Consider the following 24,342-nt stretch of genomic DNA (forward strand, 5'->3'; position numbering starts at 1 on the left):
CCAGGTGGGCCCGTTTAAGTGCCCAGTTCGGCGTCAAGCCGCTCGAGGTCCGCGACGACGGCGGCCCGCTTTGGCGAGCGGGGCGGAAGAAGGCGCAGCGCGGCACGGCGGATGCCGACGTCGTCCCTTGCCTCCGGGAGCCTGGCGTACCTAAGCAGCGACTCGGCGCTGCCGTCCGTCATGACTGCTTCCCGCAGCAGTGACGAAACTTTGTTCCGCAGCTCGATAATGCCGGGTGCTTCGGAGCGGGGAAGCACTGCGCCGCGGTAAATCTCCAAGGCGATCCGGTGGGCGCCGCGCTGCAGGCAGCTCAGCACCTGGGCGCTGTCCGGGACCAGGTCGAGGGGAAGGCGGTACGGCCGGGAACCCGGAACGGCATCCGGCTCGAGTTGCTGGAGGACTTTGCGCAGGCGCACCATTTCGGCGCGGAGCGTGATGGTGGAACCATCCCCGCGGTAGAGCAGGAGGTTGAGCTCCTCGGCGCTGAGTCCGCCCGGGTGGGTGCTCAGCAGGGCGAGGATTTCGCTGTGCCGGGCGGACAGTGCAACGGTCCTGCCGCCCAGGCTGAGCAAGGCCTGGTCGCGGCCCAGCAGCTGAAGGCTGTTCCGGTAGAGGCTGCCATCCGTCGTGCTTTCGCCCGGCGCCCGGGACGCGGCGCGTGGCGACCGCCGTCGTTCCGGCCTGCTCGTGGCCCCGGCCGCACGCTGGAGGCGTTCAACACGCAGCTGCGCCTGGGCGGCAGCCACCGTTGCCTCCACGAGGGACAGCGTGTGCGGTGCCACGGCGGTGGCCGTGCCAGTGATGTCCACGACTCCCAGGACCGCTCCGGAGTCGGGGTCGTGAAACGGAACAGCCGTGCAGCTCCAGGCGTGCACGGCCCGCTGGTAGTGTTCGGGACCGGCGATCTGGATGCCGCGGCCAAGGGCGAGGGCAGTACCCGGCGCGCTGGTGCCTACGGTCGCTTCGGACCAATCCGCGCCAGGGACGAACATCTTGCCCTCGGCACGCCGCTGAAGAGCGGGGTCACCCTCCACCCACAGCAGGCGCCCTACCTCATCCCCCACCGCCACCAGCAATCCGCTGTCATGACTGGGCTGGACCAGGAGCTTGTTGATGACCGGCATGACGGCAGCCAGTGGGTGCTGCCGCCGGTAGTCCTCCAGCTCGTCCCGGTCGATGGCCAGCGGGGCTCCGGGGTTGTCCGGGTTGGCCTTGAAGCCTGCCGACCGCTGCCACGACTCCCTGATGAGCTGCCGCAGTCCGGGCAGCTCCCGGTTCTCCGTCGCAACGGTGCTTTCCGGGAAATTGCTGTCGCGGAAGCTATTGTCCAAGTATTCATGCCCGGCGAGGGCGGCACGTTGGCGCGCTTCAGCGTCGGCTGCCGGGCCTGGCTGTATCAGGTTCCTCATTGAACTCCTGCTGCTGCCTACGGGCACGGCTTCATCTCGGCCGGCCAAGGGAGGTCGCCATTCTAACGCGGCCCTCCTCCCCCACCTATCCGGGAGCAAAGGCGGGGAAGGTCAGGCGCGGGAAATGCGGATCATCTCTTCGCGCGGCACCACCTTGATGCGTTCGCGCACCACATGGTCAGCGCCTTCCGGCCCGGTCCAGGCTGCGCCCAGGGCTGCTTCGTGGGCGTCAAGCCTGTTCCAGCCTTCCCACGTGGTGTATTCGATGCCGCGCTCTTCCAGCAGGTGGATGATGGCCTGCGGATCAGGATTCTGCGCCGGCGGGAGCGTGAGCCGGTCCTCCAGGAGGAAACCGATGGTTTCCAGGGCGTCACCCTTGGTATGGCCGATCAGGCCCACGGGTCCGCGCTTGATCCAGCCCGTGGCGTAGATCCCCGGGACAGGGTTTCCTTCGGCGTCCAGCACGCGGCCGCCTTCGTTGGGGATGACCCCGCGCTTGGCGTCGTACTCCAGCTCATCAAGGGCCGAGCCGTGATAACCGATGGCGCGGTACACGGCCTGCACCGGGTATTCGATGAACTCGCCGGTGCCCTTGGCGTTGCCGGTGCCGTCAAGCTGCATACGCTCAAACTTGATGCCCGCCACCTTGCCGGACCCGCCGTCGTCGTAAATCTCTACCGGGCTGTGCAGGAAGTGCAGGTGCAGGCGCCGGGACGACGGGTCCTCGGACTCGGTGTGCTCCTCCACCAGCCAGTTGGTGAGCGTGTTCACCATTGTCTTGATCTGGTTGTTGCTCCGGATCGCCTCATCGGAAGCCTCGTCGAATTCAAAGTCCTCGGGATAGAGCACGATGTCCACGTCGTTCATGTGGCTAAGTTCCCGCAGTTCAAGGGGCGTGAACTTCACCTGGGCCGGGCCGCGCCGCCCAAAGACGTGGACGTCGGTGACCGGCGACGCCTTCAACCCCTGGTACACGTTGTCCGGAATTTCGGTGGAAAGAAGCTCCTCCGGGTGCTTCACCAGCATCCGGGCTACGTCCAGGGCCACGTTGCCGTTGCCGATGACAGCAATTTCCTTGGCCTCCAGCGGCCATTCGCGGGGGACGTCCGGGTGCCCGTCGTACCAGGAAACAAAGTCCGCCCCGCCGAAGGAGCCCTGCAGGTCAATGCCCGGGATGGCCAAATCCGCGTCCTTAACGGCGCCGGTGGAGAAAATGACGGCGTCGTAGAACGCACGGAAATCGTGCAGGGTGAGGTCCCGCCCATAGGTCACGTTGCCCAGGAACCGGATGTCTCCACGGTTTAGGACCTTGTGGAGGGCGTTGACGATTCCCTTGATCCTGGGATGGTCAGGCGCCACACCGTAACGGATCAGCCCGTACGGCGCAGGGTAAGCCTCGAAAAGGTCGATGCTGACCTCAAAATCGCCGTCCTTGACACCCCTGGACTTGGTGAGGATGTCCGCAGCGTAGACACCGGCAGGTCCCGCGCCCACAATTGCTACGCGGAGGGGACGTGCGGGCGTGGTTTCGCCGAGGTTGGACACCTGGAACCCTTCTGGCCGATGACGATACGCGGCAGGTGCAGCGCACAGTCACTTATTCTAATTGTCCGTTTCCGCGAAATATTGCTGCCTGTAACGCAGGGCGCTAACCGCTTTTCTCGAGTGGTACAACGTTGCCTTCGCGGTAGAGCAACGCCCGCAGCTCCGATTCAGCGGAGTCGGGACGCTTTGGGTCGATGGTTTCGCCCTCGTGGTAATGGTCCAGCACGCGGGGATCCACGTAGCTCTTGCGGGCAATCGACGGCGTATTGCCCAGCACCTCGGACGCTTCCATCATGGCCCGGCTGATGGCGCGCTTTCGTTTGGCGGCTGTCCGCTGGGCGCCGGTCCGGGCCAAGCTGGCGGCAGCGGCCACGGTGCCGCGCAGGGTGCGGAAGTCCTTGGCGGTGAAGTCCGAACCGGTCCGCTCCTTGACGTAGGCATTGATGTCGGCGCTGGTAACGGGCCGCCAGTGCCGGCCTTCCTTATACGCCAGGAGCCTGGCATTGGCGCCACGCCGCTTGAGCAGGCGCAGCAAGGCCGCGAGGTCGGCGTCGCGGATTTCGGACTCCCAGTCCTTTCCGCTCTTACCCGGGAACCTCAGGAGGATCCGGTCCTTGCGCACCTGGACGTGGGCGCACAGGAGGGTGGCGAGCCCGTGGCTGCCGTTTTCGTTGGTGTACCGTTCGGATCCCACCCGCAGCGACCCGCTGTCCAGCATCCGGAAGGCTCCAGCGAGGACGCGCTCGCGGGAGAACCCTTCGCCGCGCAGGTCCATGGTGACCCGCCGGCGGGCGGCGGGAAGCGATTCGGCCAGCTGCAGCGCCCGGTTGAACTTCACCCGGTCCTTCCGTTCCCGCCATTCCGGATGGTAGATGTACTGCCGCCGGCCCACCGCGTCCACACCGGTGGCCTGGATGTGCCCGTTCTCGAACGGGGCGATCCACACGTCCGTCCAGGCCGGCGGGATTCCGATGCTCTCCAGCCGGTCCCGCACAGGGCCGGGCGGCAGCGTTGAACCATCAAGGTCCCTGTAGCTGAAGCCCTTGCCTGCGGCGACACGGCGGTAGCCGCGGCCCAAAGCGTTGCTGCGGCGGAGTCTCATCGGGTGGCCTCCATCCGGTCGGCAAACATCATAAAAGCAAGCCTACTGACTATTTGCCGGAATACCTGCCCTAAAACTGATGTTATGGATGTCGTGCGTTCTCCCGATGGACCTGCCTCCCCTGTCCCTGCTCCGTCCGCGTCTCAAGCATCGCCAGCCGTGCCGACGTCGGCCGTTCCAGCGGCAGCGCCAGCGGCAGGCAGCAAGGGCGCGCCTCCCAAGGCGGTGGACAAGGAGACGACGGCGGGAATCCTCTTTGGCATCGGGGCGTACGGGCTGTGGGGGCTGCTCCCGCTTTACTTCTTTGTCCTGATGCCGGCCGGCGCCGTGGAAATCGTGGCGAACCGCGTGGTGTGGTCGCTGCTGTTCTGCGCGCTGCTGATCACCGTCACCCGTTCATGGGCCGCTCTGGCCGGCGCACTGCGGAACCGCGCCGTGTTTGGTTCCCTGGCCCTGGCCGCGTTCCTGATCGCCGTCAACTGGCTGACCTACACCTATGGAGTGACCACCGGCCAGGCAGTGGAGGCCTCCCTCGGCTACTTCATCAACCCTCTGGTGTCGGTCCTGCTGGGCGTGTTTGTGCTGAAGGAAAAGCTCCGCCCGCTCCAGTGGGCGGCGGTAGGCATCGGGTTTGTTGCGGTGGGGGTGCTGACCTATTCGTACGGCAAGCTGCCGTGGATCGCCCTGACGCTGGCCTTCAGCTTTGGCCTCTACGGCTTCGTCAAGAAACGTGTTGGGCCCAGGGTGGACGCCGTCACCAGCCTCAGCGTGGAAACCATGGTGCTGGCCCCGTTCGCGGCGGTGACCATGGTCTACCTCGCCCTAACCGGAACGGCGACCCTCACCACCCAGGGCCCTGGTCATTTCTGGCTCCTGCTGGCCTCCGGTGTCATCACCGCGGTTCCGTTGCTGTTCTTTGGGGCCTCGGCGCGCAGGCTCCCCATGACCACTATCGGGCTGCTCCAGTACTTCGCACCCCTGCTGCAGTTTGTCCTCGCCCTCGTGGTGTTCAAGGAAGCGATGACCCTCGACCGGTGGATTGGGTTCGGAGTGGTCTGGGTGGCATTGCTGGTCCTGACGGTGGACATGCTGCGGACCGCACGCAAAACGTCAGTAGCCCGGCGGCGGAGCAAAGCCACACTGAAATCCTCCTAAGCACTGTTGCCGGGAACCTCTGTGGAGTAGGTTGCTCGGATGGAGGACTCATATCAGGTCATCGTGATCGGGGCCGGATTTGCCGGCATAGCGGCAGCGAAGGAACTTGGCCGCAAAGGCGTGCGCGTCCTGCTTATTGACTCGAACAACTACCACCAGTTCCAGCCCCTGCTGTACCAGGTGGCCACATCGCAGATCGGCGTCTCTGCCATTGCCCGGCCCATTCGGTCCGTTTTTAGGCGGCTTCGAAACGTGCGGGTCCTGACCGCGGACGTGGCCGCAATCGATGCCGTGGACCACACTGTCACCACCGCCGAGGGTGACACCTTCCAGGCCCAGGCCCTGGTGATTGCCGTCGGCGCCGTGCCCAACTTTTTCAATACCCCCGGCGCGGAAGAACATGCCTTCCCGTTGTATTCGGTCACGGACGCCACCCGCCTGGGAACCAGCGTGACGCGCCTGCTGGACCGGGCCGACAGGGAGCCCGGCTCCGCGGTGGACATGGTGGTGGTCGGTGGCGGTCCTACCGGCGTCGAGACCGCCGGAGCCCTGGCGGAGAACATCAAATTCGTGGTGAGCAAGTATTTTTCTCCGGACCTCGCGGCACGGTGCCGCGTGCACCTGGTGGACATGGTCCCGACGGTGTTGACCATGTTCTCGTCAAAGTCCCAGGAATATACCCGCCGGCGACTCACGAAGATCGGTGTCCACCTGCACATGGGTGTCAGCGTGACCGAAGTCCGGGCGGACGGCGTGACGCTGGCGGACGGGACCAACATCCCGGGTGACGTCGTTGTGTGGGCCGGGGGCCTGAAGGCCGGAAACCTGATCGCCGGCTCGGGGCTTCCGCAGGGCAAAGGTGGCCGGATCGACGTCAACCCGGATCTGACAGCTCCTGGGTCAGAAGGCGTCTACGTCGTTGGCGACGCAGCCAACATCACCGATTCGACCGGAGCGAAGCTGCCGCAGCTTGGCTCTGTGGCCCAGCAGGCGGGAAAGTGGGCTGCCCGCAACGTCTACGCGGACCTGCACGGCGGTACCCGGCAGCCTTTCCGCTACACGGACAAGGGATACATGGCCATGGTTGGCCGGGGCGCCGCCGTCGCTGAGCTCGGCCGGAAGCGCGTTCAGCTTCAGGGTTCACTGGCTTTTGTGTCCTGGCTCCTCGTGCACCTCGCCCTCCTGTCCGGATTCCAGCAGAAAGTCCGGGCCCTGTTTTCCTGGCTCAACGGGTACGTCCTGCACAGCCCGGCGCAGGTGGTCATCGGCGGACCGGACAACGACGCCAGATAACGGCGTGAGAGCAGATCGCTGGTTAAACCCTGAGGCCCCGGAACGGTTGTTCCGGGGCCTCAGGGTTTGTTTGCGCCGTTGCGAGGGGACGCTAACTCTGTGTGGCCGGCGTTACGCGTTGGCCTTGATGACGGCGGACAGGACGTCCAGGCCGTCGTTCAGCAGTTCATCGGTGATGACCAGCGGCGGCAGGAGCCGGATCACGTTGCCGTAGGTGCCGCAGGTCAGGATGATGACGCCTTCCTTGAGGCACGCGGCCGCAACAGCCTTGGTCAGTTCCGGGTTCGGTTCCTTGGAGCCGGCCTGGACCAGTTCGATGGCCAGCATAGCGCCGCGGCCGCGGATATCACCGATCACGCCCGAGCCGGTACCGGCCAGCTCGGTCTGCAGCTCGCGGAGCCTCGTGGTGGCCAGGGACTCAATGTGGCGGGCACGGCCGGCAAGGTCGTACTCCTCCATGGTGCCAATGGAGGCCAGCGCCGCAGCGCACGCTACCGGGTTGCCGCCGTAGGTACCGCCCAGGCCGCCGGGGTGGACGGCGTCGAGCAGGTCCGCCCGGCCGGTGATGGCGGAGAGCGGCATGCCGCCGGCGATTCCCTTGGCCAGGGTCATGATGTCCGGGATGACGCCTTCGTGGTTGACGGCGAACCATTCGCCGGTGCGGCAGAATCCGGACTGGACTTCGTCGGCGATGAAGACGATGCCCTTCTCCTTGGCCCATTCGGCCAGTGCGGGGAGGAAACCCTCGGCCGGGACGATGAAGCCGCCCTCACCCTGGATGGGCTCGATGATGATCGCGGCGACCTGGTCTCCGCCGATCTGCTTCTCGATCATGGTGATGGCGCGCTTGGCGGCCTCGGCACCGGTGATCTCCGGGTTTTCCTCGCGGTACGGGTAGCTCATGGGCATGCGGTAGACCTCGGGTGCGAACGGCCCGAAGTTGGTCTTGTACGGCATGGCCTTGGCGGTCAGTGCCATGGTGAGGTTGGTGCGGCCGTGGTAGGCGTGGTCGAACGCCACGACGGCGTCGCGCCCGGTGGCCAGGCGGGCCACCTTGATGGCGTTCTCCACTGCCTCGGCACCGGAGTTGAACAGGACGGTGCGCTTTTCGTGGTCGCCCGGGGTGAGGCGGTTCAGCTGCTCGGCGACGGCCACGTAGCCTTCGTAGGGGGTAACCATAAAGCAGGTGTGCGTGAAGTGCTCCACGGCTTCCTTCACGGCGCCCACGACGGCGGGATCGGAGGCTCCAACGCTGGTCACGGCAATGCCTGAACCCAGGTCAATAAAGGAGTTGCCATCCACGTCGTGGATAACGCCGCCGTCGGCGTCTGCAACGTAAACGGGAACGCCAGACGCGACGCCCGCGGCGACCACGGCTTTGCGCCGCTCCGCCAAGGCCAGCGACTTGGGGCCCGGGAAGTCGGCCTGGACGCGCCGCTTCTGCTCCAGGCGGAAGGTGATGTCTGATGCGGTGGTGGTCATGATGATTCTTTCCTTGCTGGGTGGGGCCACGCCGGCGGAGTTCCTTGGCCGAAGCGGAGCGAGGTGAGGGGCCGGTGGGGATTAGGCGTCGAGCGCAGACATCACGTGCTTGATGCGCGTGTAGTCCTCGACGCCGTACATGGAGAGGTCCTTGCCATAGCCGGACTGTTTGAAGCCGCCGTGGGGCATCTCGGCGGTGAGCAGGATGTGAGTGTTAATCCAGACTGCACCGAAGTCCAGGTCGCGGCTCAGTCGCATGGCGGTGCCGTGGTTGGACGTCCATACGCTGGAGGCCAGGGCGTAGTCAACGTCGTTAGCCAGCTCCACGGCTTCCTGCTCCGTACTGAACTTCTGCACGGTAATGACAGGGCCGAACGTTTCCTGCTGGACGATGCTGTCCGACTGCTTCGCACCTGTGATGATGGTGGGCTCAAAGAAGAAGCCCTTCTCCCCCGCCCGGTGTCCGCCGGTTTCGATCCTGCAGTGAGCGGGCAGGCTTTCCACCACGGAGGTGACCTGGTTGAAGTGGTTCACGTTGTTCAGCGGGCCGAAGTAGTTGTCTTCGTCGTTCTGGGAACCCGTGCGGAGGGTCCTGGTGTGTTCCACCATGGCTGCCACCACGTCGTCGTGCACGGATTCCTCCACCAGCACGCGGGTGATGGCCGTGCAGTCCTGGCCGGCGTTGAAGAAAGCGAACTCGGCAATCGCTGCGGCGCTCTTTTTGATGTCGGCGTCCTTGAAGACGATGGCCGGAGCCTTGCCGCCCAGCTCCAGGTGGGCGCGCTTGAGGCCCTTGGCAGCACCGGAGGCGACGGCGATGCCGGCGCGGACGGAGCCGGTGATGGACACGAGTCCCGGGACCTTGTGATCCACCATCATGGCGCCGGTCTTGCCGGTCCCGAGCACTACGTTCAGGACGCCAGCCGGCAGGATGTCACCGGCGAGGCGGGCCAGGACCAGGGTGGACTCGGGGGTGGTGTCCGAGGGCTTGAGCACTACGGTGTTTCCCGCTGCGAGCGCAGGGCCGATCTTCCAGATGGCCATGAGGAACGGGTAGTTCCACGGGGCAACCTGGGCCACGACGCCGATGGGTTCCCGGCGGACGTAGGAGGTGTGGCCCTCGAAGTACTCACCGGCGGACTTGCCTTCAAGGATCCGCGCGGCTCCGGCGAAGAAGCGCAGCTGGTCAGCTCCGGCGGCAATTTCCTCCGAGGCGATCAGGGAACGCACCTGCCCGGTGTTGCGGTGCTGTGCCTCCACCAGTTCGTCGCTGTTGGCCTCGATGGCATCTGCGAGCTTGAGCAGCATCAGCTGCCGCTGGCCCGGCGTGACGTGCTTCCAGCTCTTAAAGGCCTCCTTGGCGGCTGCCATGGCCGCGTCAACGTCTTCCTGGACGGAGATGGGCGAGTGCGCCACAACGTCACCGTTGGTGGGATTGACGATGTCCAGCGTGCCGGTGCCGGCAGGCGTGACAAACGTCCCGTTGATGAAGTTCTGCAAGGTGTGGACCACGGTGTGCAACCTCTTTCCTGGGGGCCATCGGCGGCAAGGCGGATGGATTTGACTGCCTTGAGCCTATGCCAGCACTCCTGCGCCGTGAATAGCCACCTGCACACCCTTTCTGCTGCTTTTTAGTGCGGTTGACTAGCGGCCGTTTATCCTTGGTCCATGGCCATTTCCCTTGCTGCCCTCTTGGGTGTCAAATCCCTGAACCTGTCCAAGGCAGGGGTTGCCGAGACGACGTGGCACCAGGACATCAACTGGGTGGCGGTGACCGAGCTGGAGGATCCGCAGCGGTTCATCAACGGCGGTGAGCTCATCCTGACCACCGGCCTGCGGCTGAAGTCCGCGCCCGAGCAGCGGCGGTTCGTCCGGCAGGTGCAGCGGGCCGGTGCCGTCGGTATCGGTTTTGGTGTGGGCCTTTCCCACGAGGCAGTCCCGCCGGCGTTGCTCGCCGAGGCGAACCGCTGGGGCCTGCCCGTGGTGGAGGTCCCGTACGAGACGCCGTTCATCGCCATCGGCAAGCTGGTGGCGGATGCCCAGTCCGCTGACCACTACGCGAAGCTGGAGCGGCTGATCGCAGGACACCAGGTGCTGGCCCGTGCCCTGCTGACGGGCGGCGGCCTGGCCGCGCTGTTGAAGCACCTGGGCGGCATGCTCCGGGCGGACATTGTCCTCACGCAGTTCACGGCCCAGCTGTACAACAGCAGCAAGGACACGCCGCAGGCTGACACCTGGGCCTCCTACCCCATCCCCACCGGCCGGCGCGACGCCTGCACGCTCTGGGTCCGCAAGCCCTTCGAGGACACCGGCATCATCGGGTATGCCCAGAACCTGATCAGCGTTGAACTGAACAACATGGTCAAGCAGCGCCAGGCGGAGCGTGCCCTGTGCGGGCAGGTGCTGGAGGATGTGATCCACGGGGCGCTGGAAACCAGTGAGGCCCAGCGCAGGCTGGCCGGCGTCGGCGTAAACAGCACCCGCAAGAACGTCGTGTTGCTGGCCGTCTCCGCAGCCCACCACAAGGCCCTGGTGAGCACCTCGGTGCCGCGGGAACTGGAGAAGGCGGTTGCCGCCGTCGTGGGCAAGGACCTGGTGCTGGTATTGAATGACGACGGCGGCGCGGCGCCGTCATTGGCGCGGAAGTTGAGCGACCATCTGGCCGAGGCGGGCATCCATGCGACCATCGGCATCGGCGGCGCGTACACCAAACCGAACGGCCTGCGCTGGAGTTACTTCGAGGCGCGTGACGCGGCGAGCCACGGGCTGCCCGTCAATGAGCCGGAGCGGCTGAGCCTGACGTCGCTGCTGCTGGCGAGCGAGGATGTGCCGCTGGCCGACATGGCGCACGAGTCCCTCAATCCACTCCGGACGTTCGATGCGGCCCATGGTGCGGAGCTGATGACCACGCTGGAAAGCTACCTCAATAACAACGGCTCCGTGGCCGCCGTCGCCGAGGAACTCACCCTGCACCGGAACACGGTCCGGTACCGGCTGGCGCAGATCACCGAACTGACCGGCTACGATCCCGCCGTCACCACCGACCGCGTCCAGCTGTGGCTGGCACTGGCGGTGGCCCGGCTGTCCGCACGCCAGGGCAAGTAGCCGCCCGTCTAGGGTGCGGGTGGGGACTAGATGACGCGGGGCTTCAGCAGGCCGCGGGACTTCTTGCGGGCTTTGCGGTACTTGGCCTCGGCCGCGGTCATCAGTTCCGCCTGGCGGGCCCGCAGCGCGGCCAGGGCCTCGGCCGTGGTCTGGGGCAGCGCACGGCCCGCTTCGAGTGTCTGCAGCAGGTTCCGCGCAATCACGGCGTCATGGAAGTCGCCCAGGATCCTCTGCTGCCGGTGGGCAGCCTTGGCCACCCTCCGGGCGCGTTTGCCCCGCACCAGCCCCGCCGACTCGGCCACATGGCGTAGCCGTTTGGCGTCCTTGCGCACCTGGTGGAGTGCGTTTTCATGGGCCATCCCGCGCCGGGCGTGCCCTGCAGCCTTCTGCGAGCGGCGCAGCCGGCGGGCAGACTTTTCCACCGCTTTTGCGGCGACGGTCCGCCCAGGAGCCACGGCCTGTGACAGCACCGGCGGCTGGCGGCAGAAAAGCTCAAAATCGTCCAGCAGCCGAAAATAGCGGTCCGACCGCAGCGCCTCTTGAAGCCGGCGGTATCCGGCGTCGTAGGCAGCACCGGCCTTGCGCTCCACCTGTTCCCGTGCTGCATCCGTGCCCTCGCCCGGCGGCAGCTCGTCAAGGTGGCCCCGCAGCCGGCCCAGCAGGACCTCGGCGTCGCGGGGTTCGCCCAACAGGTGGCCCAGCCAGCTAAGTTCATCCCGAAGGCGGCGCACCGGGACGGCCCGGTAAAGCTTCCGGTAGGCGGCCAGCACCGAGCGGATCCGCCGGGTCGCGGACCTCATATCGTGGACGGCCTCGGGCTCTTCCAGCCGCACCGCGGCATCCCCGGCGAAGAGTTGGCCCAGCTGTTCCGCCAGATAGACGGTGACGACGGCGGCTGCGGGGGCCTTCTTTCCGGCCAGGAGCGCGAGGGGACTTTCCTTCTCCGGCTCTCCGCTCCCGCCGGCAGCGCTGCCGAGTGCCCGCGCGAGTTTGGATGCGTGGCCGGCGGGGCGTGCGCCCGCGGTTGCCAGGAGCTGCTCAGCGGGGCCAAATAGGTCGGGTCCGCCGTTGACGAGTTCCAGCTCCCACTCCCGCCAGCGCTGCGGCTGTTCGTCCGCGCTGCCGTGATGCAGGCGTGTAGCTTCCACGTGGTCGTCGGCCAGATCGGCCAGGTGGACACCGTCTTCCCCGTAGAGCGCATGGGTGGTCCGCCGCGTTTCGAGCCGGACCACCGGCGCTACGTCCGTTCCGCGGAGGTACGCCTGCACTCGGGCCAGCAGGCTGTCGGGTACGACGCCGGGCTGGCCCAGCGGTGCGTGCAGCTCCCGGCGCTGCTGGGGTTCTGTTCCGGAGCCGGTGCGGATTTCCGTGGGCAGCTTCAGGTGCCAGCCGGCGTCCATCCCGCCGGTGCGGCGCCGAAGGGTGATGCGTCGGGATGCGAGCGCGTGCCGGGCGGTGTCGAAGTAGACAGCCTCCAGCACAGCGGTATGGGGCGTTCCCACGCGGGCAACGCCGGGCAGTTGTTCCAGCGCGGGCACTGTGGCGTCGTTGTCGACGTCGTATTTCTTTTCGATCTCAATTCCTTGCGAAGCCTCCACAGCCGTCCTTCCGCATTGGTTCTGGAAGCGGGCCCTACGGTGGTCCCGGCCCTCGGTGGAAGTCTATTGCCCGGGCAGGACGGGCCGGGAGAGCTTGGCCACAAAACTGGAGACATCAAACGTCTAACCTTTAGCCTTGAAAGATGCCCGCCACTCCCCCCGCTCCTACTGCCGCGCCTTCCGCCGTCTACACCGCGGCCTCGCCTGTGACCGCCGAGATGCCGTCGCCAGCGCGTGCTGCGTCCGCACCTCCCTCAGGTACCAAGCTCACCAAGCCGCGGTCCGCCGTCGTCTTCGGGGTTATTGCCCTGGTGCTGATCGGGCTTAATCTGCGGGCAGGCATCACCGGGGCATCGGCGCTGCTGCATGACCTGCAGACGGTGCTGGGCTACGGGCCGCTGGTGGCTGCGTTCATCCCGTCCATCCCCACCCTGTGCTTTGCCCTGGCGGGTGCAGGCACCTCCTGGCTGACGGGCAAGCTGGGTGTAGAGAAGGCGATCCTTTTGTCCCTGGCCATGCTGGCCGGCGGACTCCTGCTCCGGGGCATCCCTGCCACCGGAATGCTGGTGGCAGGCAGTGTGCTGGGGATGTCAGGGCTGGCGGTCTGCAACGTGGCCATGCCGTCCTTCATCCGCGAGCACTTCGCCTCCCGGACATCCCTTATGACGGCCGTTTATACGGTGACCATGACCACCGGGGCAACTGTCGCCTCCGTCGCTGTGGTTCCACTGGCGCAGGCCCTCGGCTCGCCGTCAGCAGCCGTCGGCGCGATTGGCATTACGGCCGTGGCCGCATTCCTGGGCTTCCTTCCCGTAGCTCTGCATGCGCACCGGAACAGCACCCGTTCGACGGCTGGGCACGTGTCACCCTGGCCGCTGCTGCGGACCAGGAAGGGACTGCTGCTGACCGCCATTTTCACGCTGCAGTCACTGCTGGCCTATGCGCTGCTGAGCTGGTTCCCGTACATGCTCACCACCATGGGGATGGACGCCTCCGGGAGCGGGCTGATGTTCGGACTGATGCAGTTGGTGTCCGTTCCCGCGGGTATGCTGCTCATCGCCATCGGCTCCCGCCCCAGGATGCTGCGCCCCGCGTTCTACCTGGTCAGCATCACCATGGCGGTGGGCCTGGCCCTGCTCCTGGTCCTGCCGGTGGGCCTGGCCATCGTTCCCGCCGTCCTGCTGGGCTTCGGCCTGGGCATCTTCCCGCTGGTGATGGTGATGATCAGCCGCAGCGGCGCGAGCACGGCCGAAACCACCGCGTTGTCCACGCTGGCCCAGTCCACTGGCTACCTGCTCGCGACCACCGGCCCGTTCGGGATGGGCCTCCTGCACAGCGCCACCGGCGGCTGGACCCTGCCCCTCGCCCTACTGCTGGCCCTGGCGCTGGTGCAGATTGTGGTGGCACACCTGATCACCGGGGGCGCGATGATCCGGAGCGTTCCCGGCACAGCCGCCGCCAGTCCTTCCGGCGCTGCCGGCAGCACCGCCGGCCGCGTGGCAGGGAAGAGGAAGTAGGCCACCATGGCACTGAGCCCCTCACACCGCCCGCCGCTCGCGGACGAAGTCACCGCGAAGCTGCGGACCATGATCCAGTCCGGCGAGTGGCCCCTCCACCAGCGCATCCCGTCCGAACCCGGACTGATGGCTGACCTGGGCGTCTCGCGCGGCACCCTCCGCGAGGCCATCAAGGCGCTCGCCCACAGCGGCATGCTGGAAGTCCGCCGCGGCGACGGCACGTACGTCCGAGCAACCAGCGAGATCTCCGGTGCGGCCCGCCGCATGTACCAGGACCACACCGAGGCCCACATCCTGGAAGTCCGGCTCGGCCTGGACACCCAGGCAGCCCGGCTGGCGGCGCGGAACGCAACAGCAGACGACGTCGCGGCCCTGCGCGCCCTCCTCACCGACCGGACCGAAGCGTGGAACTCAGAGGACTACCAGGCCTGGGCCCGGGCGGACTGGGGCTTCCACGAGCGGGTGGCCCAGGCATCGGGCAATCCCCTGCTGCACGAGCTGTACGTCAGCTTCGGTGCCGTTGTCCATGAGGACCTGCTCAGGCAACTGCGCCGGCCGGGATTCGACGGACTCCAGCACGAGGGGCACGACCTCCTGCTGGCAGCCATTGAGCAGCGCAACGAGGACGCCGCCGTCGCCACCGTCAACGCAAACCTGAACTCCTGCGCGGAGTGGCTCGCGGCCTAGTTCGCTTTTTGCTTCGGGGTTTCACGCCTCCCAAATCGGTCAGTAGGCTTACTATCTGAGAAAGGTAGTATCCCTGCCGCGTATACGCTGCGCCAGGGCACCCGCCGAGATAAGGAGTCCCCATGGCGAGAGCAATACGCGTAACCGACCACGGGCCGGACAGCGACACCCCGCCGCCCGCACCTGCCGACTCGGCCCTGCAGCAGCAGGCCCCGGCAACCGTCGCCAGGAAACAGGAACCCAAGCCGCCCGGCGCACTGTGGGCAGACGGGCTGGGCAGGGTGGGCATCCGCTCAGCACAGATCCTGCTGATCCTGACAGTCGCTGTGGTGTTGGTCTATGCCCTGATGCAGATCAAGCTCCTGGTGATACCGATATTGATCGCACTCATCCTGGCGGCGGCCATCGGCCCGTTCGTCAATATGCTTCGCCGTCGCGGGCTGCGCGGCGGGCTGGCAACCGGCATCGCTTTCATCGGGCTCCTGCTGGTGCTGGGTGGCGTTGGCACAGTCATTTACTACTCCGTCCGCAACCAGTGGGGGGAATTGGCGCAGCAGGCTGCTTCCGGGCTGGACGAGCTGGAGCGGTTCCTGCTCACCGGCCCCGTCCCCATCGAGCAGGAGCAACTGGACCAGGCCCGTGAGGGCATCATCCAGTTTGCCACCAGCAGCCAGGTCCGTTCCGGCGCCATCACCGGACTGTCCGTGGTAACCGAGTTCCTTGCCGGCGCAGGCCTGGTGATCATCATCTTGTTCTTCTTCCTGAAGGACGGCGCCAAGATCTGGAACTTTTTCCTCCGCCCCTTCAAGGGGGAACGCGAGGCAAAGCTGCGCCGCGTGGGCAAGCGTACCCTTGAGGTGCTTGGCGGCTACGTCCGCGGCACTGCGATCGTGGCACTGGTGGACACGGTAGCCATTGGGGCCGCACTGCTGATCCTGCAGGTTCCGCTGGCCCTCCCCCTGGCGCTCATCGTCTTCATCGGCGCCTTCGTCCCGCTGGTGGGTGCCACTGTTGCCGGTATCCTAGCCGCCCTGGTGGCACTGGTGGCCAACGGTCCCGTGGTGGCGTTGATCGTGGTGGGCGTAGTCATCGCCGTCAACCAGCTCGAAGGTGACCTCCTGCAGCCGATCGTTATGGGCAAGTCGCTGCAGCTCCATGCGCTTGTGATCCTCATGGCGTTGACCGCCGGAACCATCCTGGCCGGCATCGTAGGTGCTGTGCTTTCCGTGCCGCTGGCCGCCGTCGTCTGGGCCATCATCCAGGTGTGGACGGCGGAGGATCCGAACCTTGAGGACATGAACCCGGACCTTCCACCGGCCGGCACCAAACCCATTTAGGCCGCGGACTCCGGCTTGGAGACGCATAAAAAAGGCTGGCCCACCTGGAAAACCAGGTGCGCCAGCCTTTTTTACGTTCCGTCAGTGCTACTTTTGGAGCCCTGCAAAGACGTTCTTTGGACGCTGCATCTCGCCATGCTTGGCACCGAGGATGACCACCAGGCCCGCGAACGCGGGGATCACCCACTGCAGCATCTTGAGCTGCTGCTGGGCAGCCTGGAGCTCGTCAGAGGCGCCCGGCCGCGGCTCGGTGGCACCTTCAGCGCCCTCCCCCGCCAGCTTTTCAACCTTCTTGCCCAGGATCCCGGAGTAGAGGGTCACCGCTGCGCCCACCACCGTCACCGCAGTCTTGATCACGGTGTCCCTGGCCACGCCGTCCTGCTTGGCGATGCGCTCCTTGTTCTCCCAGGCGATGGCGAGGTCCGCCACCAGGTGCGAGGCAAAGGCTGCCGTCTGGAACGGTGCCCATTTCATCCACCCTGCGCTGGAGAGCCGCGTGCGCTCGGACGGGTCCTTAGCCGCCGCCGCTGCACCGTTCAGGCCAATGGCACCCATCAAAGATCCACCGAACCACGCTGCTGCCGTCAGATCGTGAACCGACCGGGCAATGAGATTTCCTGCCATGATGTGCATTCCTAACGTTGAACTGGTTGAGATGCCGCGCCTGCGGACTTCACTTGCCGTGTCCCATCAAGGTCATGGTCCGCCTATGGTAAGCACACTTACTAATGTTACGAAAGACCGTCTTGCTCGGACGGACCGCGTAATATCGTCGCCATGGGAACTACAGGCAGTTTGTTCGGCTGGGCCTTCGGAGACCCCGCCCGTGAAAATGAGGACGGCTACGTGAAAGGGCTTCAGCGCGAAGCATTCGGGAACGCCCGGGATACCGCGAAAGCCAAAGGAGTGGCCGTTGTGGCAGGCTCGGAGGTTTTCACGGTGTTGAGCGCGGATGACACCCTCGTGGAGCTGGACAACGCCCCCGGAAAGCTCGTGGTCCGCTGCACAGTTCATGTCGAAGGACCAGGCGCTGAGAAGATCCGTGCCGAAGGACCCATGAACGGCTGACCGATGTCGGACAGCGATTCCACCATCAGCCAGGCCGCGGACGCCGTCGAGGAGGCCTCCAACCATCCCGCCCTGGACGTCCTTGCCCGGACGGGGTTCGCCGTGATGGCCCTGCTGCACGTCATTATCGGTGCGATTGCCATCGCCGTGGCCTTCGGCCAGCCCGGCGAAGCGGAACCTACGGGCGCCATAGAGCAACTGGCCGCCAACCCCTGGGGTCCGGCAGTGATGTGGGCCTGTGTCGCGGCGTGCGTCGGTTTGGGGCTGTGGCAGGCGAGCGAAGCCACCCTGCGCGCCCGCCGCCTGCCCCGCAAGGAACGGCTGTCCAAGCTGATCTCATCGGGCTTCCTGGCCGTCGCCTACACCAGCGTGGGGTTGAGCTTCGGCGGTTTTGCCGTGGGACTGCGTGGGGATTCGAGTGAACGCACGAAGGACTTCAGCGCCTCGCTGATGGCAACACCGCTGGGGCTGTGGGCGTTGGTGGCGCTGGGCCTGACCATCATCGGAATCGGCATCTACTTTGTCTTCAAGGGCGTGCGGCGCGGGTTCAAGGAAGAGCTCTTCCACTTTGACGGCACCCGTCGCGGGCGGCTCATCGACACACTCGGCGTCACGGGCCACATCTCCAAAGGCGCCGCTCTGGGCCTCACCGGCCTGCTCTTTGTGATCGCCGCCGCCAAGCACAGTCCGGAGGAGTCCACCGGACTGGACGGCGGCCTCAAAGCCCTCCGCGACCACCCGTTCGGTCCCTATGTGCTGGTCGCCATTGGGGCAGGATTCATTGCTTACGGGATATTCGCCCTGATCCGGTCCCGGTTCGGACGCATGTAGTTTCCCCCGGATGTGGGTAGGAAGGAAGCATGACGCACCATGTGTTGAGTGACCAGACAGCCGACGGCGGCGGGCCGCGGGACGTTGCCCCTGCCGTCACGGCCACGGCGGGCCGGGCTTTTGCAGCCCTGTTCCGGCTCCTCAAGGTGGCCCGCCCTGACCGTCCAATCCATCCCAAGGGCATCGGGCTGGCCGGAGAACTGACAAGGACCGGGACACCCGGCGAGCCGAGCGGCCTGGACTGGCTCGACGCTCCCGGCGTTGACGCTGTTGTGGCCCGGTTTTCACGTTCGGCAGGCTTGCCGGAGAGGCTGCCTGACGTCCTGGGGCTGGCGCTCCGGGTGACGCCCTCCGGGAGCGCCGCTTCAGGCATAACGCTCGACGCCGGGGCGGACGGCGGTGCTACGGACGTCGGTGCCGCCGACGGCGGCCCGGGCGGCGCTGCCGACGTCCTCTTCGCCTCCACCGGCTGGCAGCTTCCCGGGAGGTTCCTGCTCCAGCCCAGGCTCGACGTCTCCTCGGCCACCTTCACCACGCTGATGCCCTACCGAGGCCGGAAGGGACCCATGGTACTGGGGCTCCGGACCATCAGCCTGCCGGCGGGGTCGGTCACGGGCGGCGAATGGGTGCTCGGGCTGTATTGGGCCAAGCCTGCGGGGCCGTGGCGGCAGTGCGGCGAACTGCGGCTGCGCGCCTCCCCTGAGCCGGCCGACACTCCCCTGCGCTTCAATCCGCTCGAGAACCAGCCGCCCGGCACACAGGCCTACGACTGGACCCGCCGCCTGCGGGAGCGCTCCTACCAAGCGGCGCAGCAACCCCCGCCGCCCTCGGTCGCGCATTCTGCCGCCCCTCCCCCTCGGGAGGGGATCCACACCAGCCCAGCTACCCCAGGAAGGAACACCATGTCCACCGTGTCCCAGCTGTTCAATACCCCTGCCGCTGACGTCTGGCGGGTCATTGCCGACGGCTGGCTGTACTCCGGCTGGGTTGTGGGCGCGTCCCGGATCCGCGCCGTGGACGACACCTGGCCCCAGGCGGGATCGCGCCTGCATCACTCCGTGGGAGCCTGGCCGCTGGTCATCAACGACAGTACCCGGGTGACCGCCGTCGAACCCGGCAAGTCCCTGGAACTGGTGGCCCGGGGCTGGCCCATGGGCGAAGCCAAGGTGGCCATCACGCTGCAGGACCAGGGGGCGCAGTGCCTGGTCACCATTGCGGAAGACGCCATCCGCGGTCCGGGCAGTAAGGTGCCCAAAATCATGCGGGACCCCATGATCACAGTGCGGAACCGCGAGACGCTCAAGCGCCTGGAGCTGATGGCGGCCGGCGGGGCCGGGAAGTAGCGCAAGCTGGTTGAAACAACGCGAGGTCACCTCGCGCCCATAACCCCCTCGAGGGATGGGCGCTAAGTGACCTCGCCACCCGCAGACCCTGCGGGTGCCGGCGGGCGTTGCTTGCGGTGTCTTAGACCTGCGCGGCGACGCCGTCGCGGGAAATGGCCACCATGTCCTCGCGCGGCACCACCTTGATGCGCTCACGCTTGACCTCAACGCCGTGCGAACCGCCGGCCTCGGTGGCAGCAGCGCCGAGGGAGAGCTCGTGGGCGTCCAGTGCCAGCCAGCCTTCCCAGCTGGTGAACTTCACGCCGCGGCCGTCGAGGAGGTCGACGACGGCGTCCGCCTCGGGAACGGCGGCAACCGGCAGGTTTTCACGGTCTTCGAGCAGGTAGGTGACGGTCTCGAGGGCGTCGCCTTTGGTGTGGCCGATCAGGCCGACCGGGCCGCGCTTGATCCAGCCCGTGGCGTAAATGCCCGGCACGTGGGTGCCGGCGGCGTCCAGGACGCGTCCGCCGTCGTTCGGAATGACGCCCTTCTTGTGGTCGAACTCGATCTCCGGCAGGGCGGAGCCGAAGTAGCCGATGGCGCGGTAGACGGCCTGGACCGGGTAGTCCACGAACTCACCGGTGCCGCGGGCGTTGCCCGTGCCGTCCAGCTCGGTGCGCTCGAACTTGATGCCGGCCACCTTGCCCGGCGTCTCGGCGTCGTCATAGATCTCCACCGGGCTGTGCAGGAAGTGCAGGTGCAGTCGGCGGGAAGCCTTGAGCTCGGAGAGGTCCTCAGGCTGCTCGGCGATCCAGTTGGTGAGCGTGCCCACCATGGTCTTGGTCTGGTTGTTGGTCTGGATCTGGCGGTCGGATTCCTCGTCGAACTCGAAGTCCTCCGGGTAAAGGATGATGTCCACGTCCTTGGAGTGGGAAAGCTCGCGCAGTTCCAGCGGGGTGAACTTGACCTGTGCCGGGCCGCGGCGGCCGAAGACGTGCACATCGGTGACGGGCGAGGCTTTCAGGCCGGCGTAGACATTGTCCGGGATTTCGGAGACGAGCAGGTCATCGGCGTGCTTGGACAGGACGCGGGCCACGTCCAGGGCCACGTTGCCGTTGCCGATCACGGCAATTTCCTTGGCTTCCAGCGGCCATTCGCGGGGGACGTCGGGGTGTCCGTCGTACCAGGAGACGAAGTCGGCGCCGCCATAGGAGCCGTCCAGTTCGATGCCGGGGATGTTCAGGTCCGCGTCCTTGATGGCGCCGGTGGCGAAGATGACGGCGTCGTAGTGCGTGCGGAGGTCCTCGATGGTGAGGTCGGTGCCGTAGTCAACGTTGCCGAAGAAGCGGATGTCGCCGCGGTCCAGCACCTTGTGCAGGGCGTTGACGATGCCCTTGATGCGGGGGTGGTCCGGGGCCACGCCGTAGCGGATCAGTCCGTAGGGTGCCGGGTAGCGGTCAAAGAGGTCGATGCTCACGGTCAGCTCGCCGCTCTTGACGGCTTCGCTCTTGGTGAGGATGTCCGCGGCGTAGACGCCTGCCGGGCCGGAGCCCACGACGGCGACGCGCAGCGGGCGTTCGGCAGAACCTACGGTGGTGCTTGATGACACGGCTGTGTTCCTTTTCTTCGGTCCGTCCCAACTAAGTAGCACTACTTGTCGTTTTCACAGCTCATAACGACACTTGGCGCTACCCAGTTGGGTTGGTGGGCTAGGTAGTGAGGACGCGGGGCTTGTTCGGGGTGATGGTGCTGTAGTCAGCGGTCTTGAAGTGCGAGGGCGCAAACGGGCTCACGCGCACCACGTCGCCGATGACGATGACTGCCGGGTTTGCGACGCCGGTGGCTTCCGCCTGGTCCGCAATGGTACCGAGCGTGCCGATGGTGACGCGCTGGTTCGGCAAATAGCCGTTTTCCACAATACCAACCGGGGTGTCAGCGGGCAGACCGGCTTTGCCCAGAGCGGACGCCGATTCGCGCAGCTGGCCTACGCCCATGAGCAGCACCACGGTGTGGTCCGGGCGGGCCGGAACTTCGGACAGTTCCTCGTGGCCAGTCACTACGCTGAAGCCTTTGGCCAGGCCGCGGTGCGTGACGGGGATGCCGGCGGCGGCGGGAACGGAGATTGCGGACGTGACGCCGGACACCACTTCGACCTCGACGCCGTGCTGCCGGCAGTACTCGGCTTCTTCCCCGCCGCGGCCCAGGACGTACGGGTCGCCGCCCTTGAGCCGGACCACGCGGTGGCCTTTCAGGGCTTCCTCGACGAGGATCCGGTTGATCTCTGACTGCGGCACGGGGTGGTGGCCGGGGGTCTTGCCCACCTCGATCACGCGGACATCGGGGGCCAGCTCGTTCAGGAGTTCGCGGGGGCCCAGGCGGTCTGCCACCACGACGTCGGCTTGACCAAGGAGGCGGCGGCCGCGGACGGTGATGAGGCCGGTGTCCCCGGGACCACCGCCTACAAGGGCAACGCTTCCGGCGGAAGCCCGGCGGCGTCGCAGCGGCAGGTCTCCGGTCTCGAGCGCGGTGGCTACGGCGTCGCGGACGGCCATGGCGCGGCGCGGGTCTCCCCCGGCGTTCACGGCGATTTTGATGTCGTCCACCACGGCGACGGCGGGGGTCCATGCGGCGGAGGCTTCATGGTCGGAGGCGTTGACGCACCAGATGCGCTGCGCCTCGGCGTCGGCAGAAACCTGGGCGTCCACAGCGGAATCGCCGGTGGCCGTCTGGACGAACCACACGCCCTCGACGTCGGCTGGAACGTAGGTGCGCGGCTCCCAGGCGAGGAGGCCAGCGTCGGCGAGCTCCCGGAGCGCGGCGGAGGCAACCGGCGCCACGACGGTGACCTGTGCACCGGCGTCGAGCAGGCCCTTGGCGCGGCGCGCGGCCACGGGGCCACCGCCCACCACCAGCACCGGGCGGCCGAGCAACCGCAGCGCTGTGGGGTAGATATCCTGAATTGCCATGAATCAACGGTAGGGCCGCGTCACAATCGCCAACAAAGGCCGAGCAACACCAGTTCACGCAAGGTAATGCTGCGTCACATACCGGTCCGCCGTCGCCGTGGGGGACATTGGCGGGTGTTGGAGCCGGAACAGGCGCATTCAGCGGCGTGTCCGCGCCAACGTGCCCCGGTTAGTACTGGCAGGAACGGAAACACAGCAAAGCCCGACGGCGGGAATTGCCGTCGGGCTCTGCTTGGGGTTTTGTGCGGTGCCGGTTAGCGGGTGCTGCCGGAGAGCAGGCCGCGGCTGCGCAGGAGGCGCTTCTCAATCGGGCCGAACACCAGCAGTTCGATCAGGATGCCGACTGCGAGGATCAGCAGGATTGCCGACATCACCACTGTCATGTCGGACAGGATGCGGCCCTGGTCGAGGAGGGAGCCCAGGCCGAACCCGATGGTTCCGCCCACGGCGATAATTTCCGCGGCCATGAGTGAGCGCCAGGAGAAAGCCCAGCCCTGCTTGAGCCCGCCCAGGTATCCAGGCAGGGCGGCGGGAAGGATGATCTGCAGCGCCATCTCCAGCCGGGAGGCACCCAGGACCGTTCCCACGCGCCGGTACTGCGGCGGGATCTGGTCCACCCCGGAAATGAGTCCGTTGATGATGGATGGAATGGCGCCCATAAAGATGACGAAGTACACCGTGGCGTCGGTGAGGCCGAACCAGATGATGGCGGCAGGCACCCAGGCCACCGAAGGCAACACCTGAAGGCCGGAAATCAGAGGACCGAAAGCACGGCGCAACGGAGCCACCTGGGCCAGCAACAGGCCAACGGGAGTAGCGATGGCCACACTGATCACGAAGCCAACCACCCCCCGCTGCATGGAGGTCAAGACGGCTTCCTGAAGTTTGCCCTCGTTCCAGAGGACGCCCATCTGGGTCACCACGTCCATGGGGCCGGGCACCAGGTCGCGGCGCTTCACGCCGAGCGAGACGTAGAACTGCCAAATGAGCACCAGGACCACCAGGGCCGCGATGGGCAGGAGCACACGGCTCCAGTCGATCCGGTGCTTGCGGTCGGCGTCGGACTGAAGCGAGTCAAGGCCGGATTCCAGTTCCCGCAGGTCCTCCCTGCCCGTAGAACTTCTTGTTAAAGCGGCATGGACGTGCCGGGTTTCCGTGGGTTCGGCAGGTGCTTCCGCAACTGGGATCTGATTACTTGGCATGGCGGCGAATCTCCTCACGCAGCCGGGCTGTGATGACCCCGGTCAGCTGGCCGGCAAGCCCGGCGTCGGTCCGGTGTTCCTCAGTGACTGCCCATTCCTGGACAACGCGGCCGGGACGGGAGGACAGCAACAGCACACGCTGGCCCAGCCGCACGGCCTCGCGGACGTTGTGGGTTACGAAGACGATGGTGCGCCCGGTTTCCTTCCAGATGCGCTCGAGCTCGTCGTGCAGCAGGTCGCGGGTAATGGCGTCCAAGGCAGCGAACGGCTCGTCCATGAGGAGCAGCTGCCGGTCCTGCGCCAGCGACCGGGCCAGGGACACACGCTGGCGCATGCCGCCGGACAGCTCGTGCGGGCGCTTGTCCCCCGCAGTGCCAAGGTGCACCAGTTCGAGGAGCTCTTGTGCCTTGGCCTTGCGCTCGGCCTTGCCCACTCCACGGAGCTTCAGGGCCAGCTCAATGTTCTCCCGGGCTGTAAGCCAGGGAAACAGTGCGGCGTCCTGGAACATAAAGGCGGCACCGTCGCTGGGCACTTCGAGGGCGCCCGACGTCGGCGCCTCCAGTCCCGCCATGATGTTTAGCAGGGTGGATTTGCCGCAGCCGGAGGCACCGAGGAGGGCAACGAACTCGCCCTTGCCGATGTTGGCGTTGACGTCGTCCAGTACCGGGGCGCCGTCGCCGAAGCGCTTGCCCAGATGTTCCAGTACGACTGGCATGGTGCCGT

At 66.5% G+C, this 24,342-nt stretch carries 20 protein-coding genes; 9 read left to right on the forward strand and 11 right to left on the reverse strand.

What is annotated here, in order from left to right; all coding sequences use genetic code 11:
* Positions 1 to 14 precede the first annotated feature (14 nt).
* The 3 genes from AC5RUQ_RS08610 to AC5RUQ_RS08620 all read right to left on the reverse strand — a co-directional run bounded on the left by AC5RUQ_RS08610 (position 15) and on the right by AC5RUQ_RS08620 (position 4,056).
* On the reverse strand, positions 15 to 1,409 hold the full coding sequence (locus AC5RUQ_RS08610) for a GAF domain-containing protein (RefSeq protein WP_493946876.1): 1,395 nt from the start codon (positions 1,407 to 1,409) through the stop codon (positions 15 to 17).
* A 111-nt stretch (positions 1,410 to 1,520) separates the two neighbouring features.
* Positions 1,521 to 2,954 (reverse strand): FAD-dependent oxidoreductase, encoded by a 1,434-nt coding sequence (locus AC5RUQ_RS08615; protein WP_493946877.1) that lies wholly within the window; start codon positions 2,952 to 2,954, stop codon positions 1,521 to 1,523.
* 103 nt (positions 2,955 to 3,057) lie between these two features.
* The gene (locus tag AC5RUQ_RS08620; RefSeq protein ID WP_493946878.1) at positions 3,058 to 4,056 is read right to left on the reverse strand and encodes a DNA topoisomerase IB; all 999 of its coding nucleotides are present in this window, start codon (positions 4,054 to 4,056) and stop codon (positions 3,058 to 3,060) included.
* Between the two features lie 84 nt (positions 4,057 to 4,140).
* On the opposite strand from AC5RUQ_RS08620, the gene rarD reads away from it, so the two are divergent.
* Both rarD and AC5RUQ_RS08630 read left to right on the forward strand, forming a co-directional pair.
* On the forward strand, positions 4,141 to 5,211 hold the full coding sequence (rarD, locus tag AC5RUQ_RS08625) for an EamA family transporter RarD (RefSeq protein WP_493946879.1): 1,071 nt from the start codon (positions 4,141 to 4,143) through the stop codon (positions 5,209 to 5,211).
* A gap of 39 nt (positions 5,212 to 5,250) precedes the next feature.
* The gene (locus tag AC5RUQ_RS08630) at positions 5,251 to 6,504 is read left to right on the forward strand and encodes an NAD(P)/FAD-dependent oxidoreductase (protein ID WP_493946880.1); all 1,254 of its coding nucleotides are present in this window, start codon (positions 5,251 to 5,253) and stop codon (positions 6,502 to 6,504) included.
* Positions 6,505 to 6,615: 111 nt separating this feature from the next.
* Here the strand turns inward: AC5RUQ_RS08630 and gabT are convergent, their stop codons facing one another.
* Both gabT and AC5RUQ_RS08640 read right to left on the reverse strand, forming a co-directional pair.
* Complete coding sequence (gene gabT / locus AC5RUQ_RS08635) at positions 6,616 to 7,986, reverse strand: 4-aminobutyrate--2-oxoglutarate transaminase (protein WP_493946881.1); 1,371 nt, start codon at positions 7,984 to 7,986, stop codon at positions 6,616 to 6,618.
* Between the two features lie 81 nt (positions 7,987 to 8,067).
* Entirely contained in the window at positions 8,068 to 9,498 is a 1,431-nt protein-coding gene (locus AC5RUQ_RS08640) for a gamma-aminobutyraldehyde dehydrogenase (protein WP_493946882.1), read from the reverse strand.
* A 156-nt stretch (positions 9,499 to 9,654) separates the two neighbouring features.
* On the opposite strand from AC5RUQ_RS08640, the gene AC5RUQ_RS08645 reads away from it, so the two are divergent.
* Positions 9,655 to 11,091 carry a PucR family transcriptional regulator gene (locus AC5RUQ_RS08645; RefSeq protein WP_493946883.1) on the forward strand — a complete coding sequence of 479 codons (1,437 nt, stop codon included), beginning with the start codon at positions 9,655 to 9,657 and terminating at the stop codon, positions 11,089 to 11,091.
* A gap of 26 nt (positions 11,092 to 11,117) precedes the next feature.
* Here AC5RUQ_RS08645 and AC5RUQ_RS08650 read toward each other — a convergent pair whose 3' ends face one another.
* Positions 11,118 to 12,689: a CYTH and CHAD domain-containing protein gene (locus tag AC5RUQ_RS08650; RefSeq protein WP_493946884.1), complete on the reverse strand. Its 1,572-nt coding sequence runs from the start codon at positions 12,687 to 12,689 to the stop codon at positions 11,118 to 11,120.
* Between the two features lie 143 nt (positions 12,690 to 12,832).
* On the opposite strand from AC5RUQ_RS08650, the gene AC5RUQ_RS08655 reads away from it, so the two are divergent.
* From AC5RUQ_RS08655 to AC5RUQ_RS08665, 3 genes are all read left to right on the forward strand, one after another.
* Positions 12,833 to 14,206, forward strand: coding sequence for an MFS transporter (locus tag AC5RUQ_RS08655; protein WP_493946885.1), 1,374 nt, complete (start codon positions 12,833 to 12,835; stop codon positions 14,204 to 14,206).
* Positions 14,207 to 14,212: 6 nt separating this feature from the next.
* The gene (locus AC5RUQ_RS08660; RefSeq protein ID WP_493946886.1) at positions 14,213 to 14,893 is read left to right on the forward strand and encodes a FadR/GntR family transcriptional regulator; all 681 of its coding nucleotides are present in this window, start codon (positions 14,213 to 14,215) and stop codon (positions 14,891 to 14,893) included.
* A gap of 122 nt (positions 14,894 to 15,015) precedes the next feature.
* Entirely contained in the window at positions 15,016 to 16,230 is a 1,215-nt protein-coding gene (locus AC5RUQ_RS08665; RefSeq protein WP_493946887.1) for an AI-2E family transporter, read from the forward strand.
* Positions 16,231 to 16,317: 87 nt separating this feature from the next.
* Here AC5RUQ_RS08665 and AC5RUQ_RS08670 read toward each other — a convergent pair whose 3' ends face one another.
* Complete coding sequence (locus AC5RUQ_RS08670) at positions 16,318 to 16,854, reverse strand: hypothetical protein (RefSeq protein WP_493946888.1); 537 nt, start codon at positions 16,852 to 16,854, stop codon at positions 16,318 to 16,320.
* 153 nt (positions 16,855 to 17,007) lie between these two features.
* Between AC5RUQ_RS08670 and AC5RUQ_RS08675 the strand changes: the two genes are divergently transcribed.
* Genes AC5RUQ_RS08675 through AC5RUQ_RS08685 form a run of 3 tightly spaced genes read left to right on the forward strand, consistent with a single transcriptional unit; the run spans position 17,008 to position 19,472 of the window.
* Positions 17,008 to 17,298, forward strand: coding sequence for a hypothetical protein (locus tag AC5RUQ_RS08675; protein ID WP_493946889.1), 291 nt, complete (start codon positions 17,008 to 17,010; stop codon positions 17,296 to 17,298).
* A 3-nt stretch (positions 17,299 to 17,301) separates the two neighbouring features.
* Positions 17,302 to 18,129 (forward strand): DUF1206 domain-containing protein, encoded by an 828-nt coding sequence (locus AC5RUQ_RS08680; protein ID WP_493946890.1) that lies wholly within the window; start codon positions 17,302 to 17,304, stop codon positions 18,127 to 18,129.
* A 29-nt stretch (positions 18,130 to 18,158) separates the two neighbouring features.
* Positions 18,159 to 19,472, forward strand: coding sequence for an SRPBCC family protein (locus AC5RUQ_RS08685; protein WP_493946891.1), 1,314 nt, complete (start codon positions 18,159 to 18,161; stop codon positions 19,470 to 19,472).
* A 121-nt stretch (positions 19,473 to 19,593) separates the two neighbouring features.
* Here AC5RUQ_RS08685 and AC5RUQ_RS08690 read toward each other — a convergent pair whose 3' ends face one another.
* The 4 genes from AC5RUQ_RS08690 to AC5RUQ_RS08705 all read right to left on the reverse strand — a co-directional run bounded on the left by AC5RUQ_RS08690 (position 19,594) and on the right by AC5RUQ_RS08705 (position 24,334).
* Positions 19,594 to 21,060, reverse strand: coding sequence for an FAD-dependent oxidoreductase (locus AC5RUQ_RS08690; protein WP_493946892.1), 1,467 nt, complete (start codon positions 21,058 to 21,060; stop codon positions 19,594 to 19,596).
* Positions 21,061 to 21,160: 100 nt separating this feature from the next.
* On the reverse strand, positions 21,161 to 22,417 hold the full coding sequence (gene cobA / locus AC5RUQ_RS08695) for a uroporphyrinogen-III C-methyltransferase (RefSeq protein WP_493946893.1): 1,257 nt from the start codon (positions 22,415 to 22,417) through the stop codon (positions 21,161 to 21,163).
* Between the two features lie 254 nt (positions 22,418 to 22,671).
* Positions 22,672 to 23,619: an ABC transporter permease gene (locus tag AC5RUQ_RS08700; protein WP_493946894.1), complete on the reverse strand. Its 948-nt coding sequence runs from the start codon at positions 23,617 to 23,619 to the stop codon at positions 22,672 to 22,674.
* Positions 23,609 to 24,334 (reverse strand): ABC transporter ATP-binding protein, encoded by a 726-nt coding sequence (locus AC5RUQ_RS08705; protein WP_163161677.1) that lies wholly within the window; start codon positions 24,332 to 24,334, stop codon positions 23,609 to 23,611. Before AC5RUQ_RS08705 ends, AC5RUQ_RS08700 begins: the two co-directional genes overlap by 11 nt.
* Positions 24,335 to 24,342: the final 8 nt, after the last annotated feature.

This window comes from Arthrobacter sp. MDT2-3 (assembly GCF_059090465.1).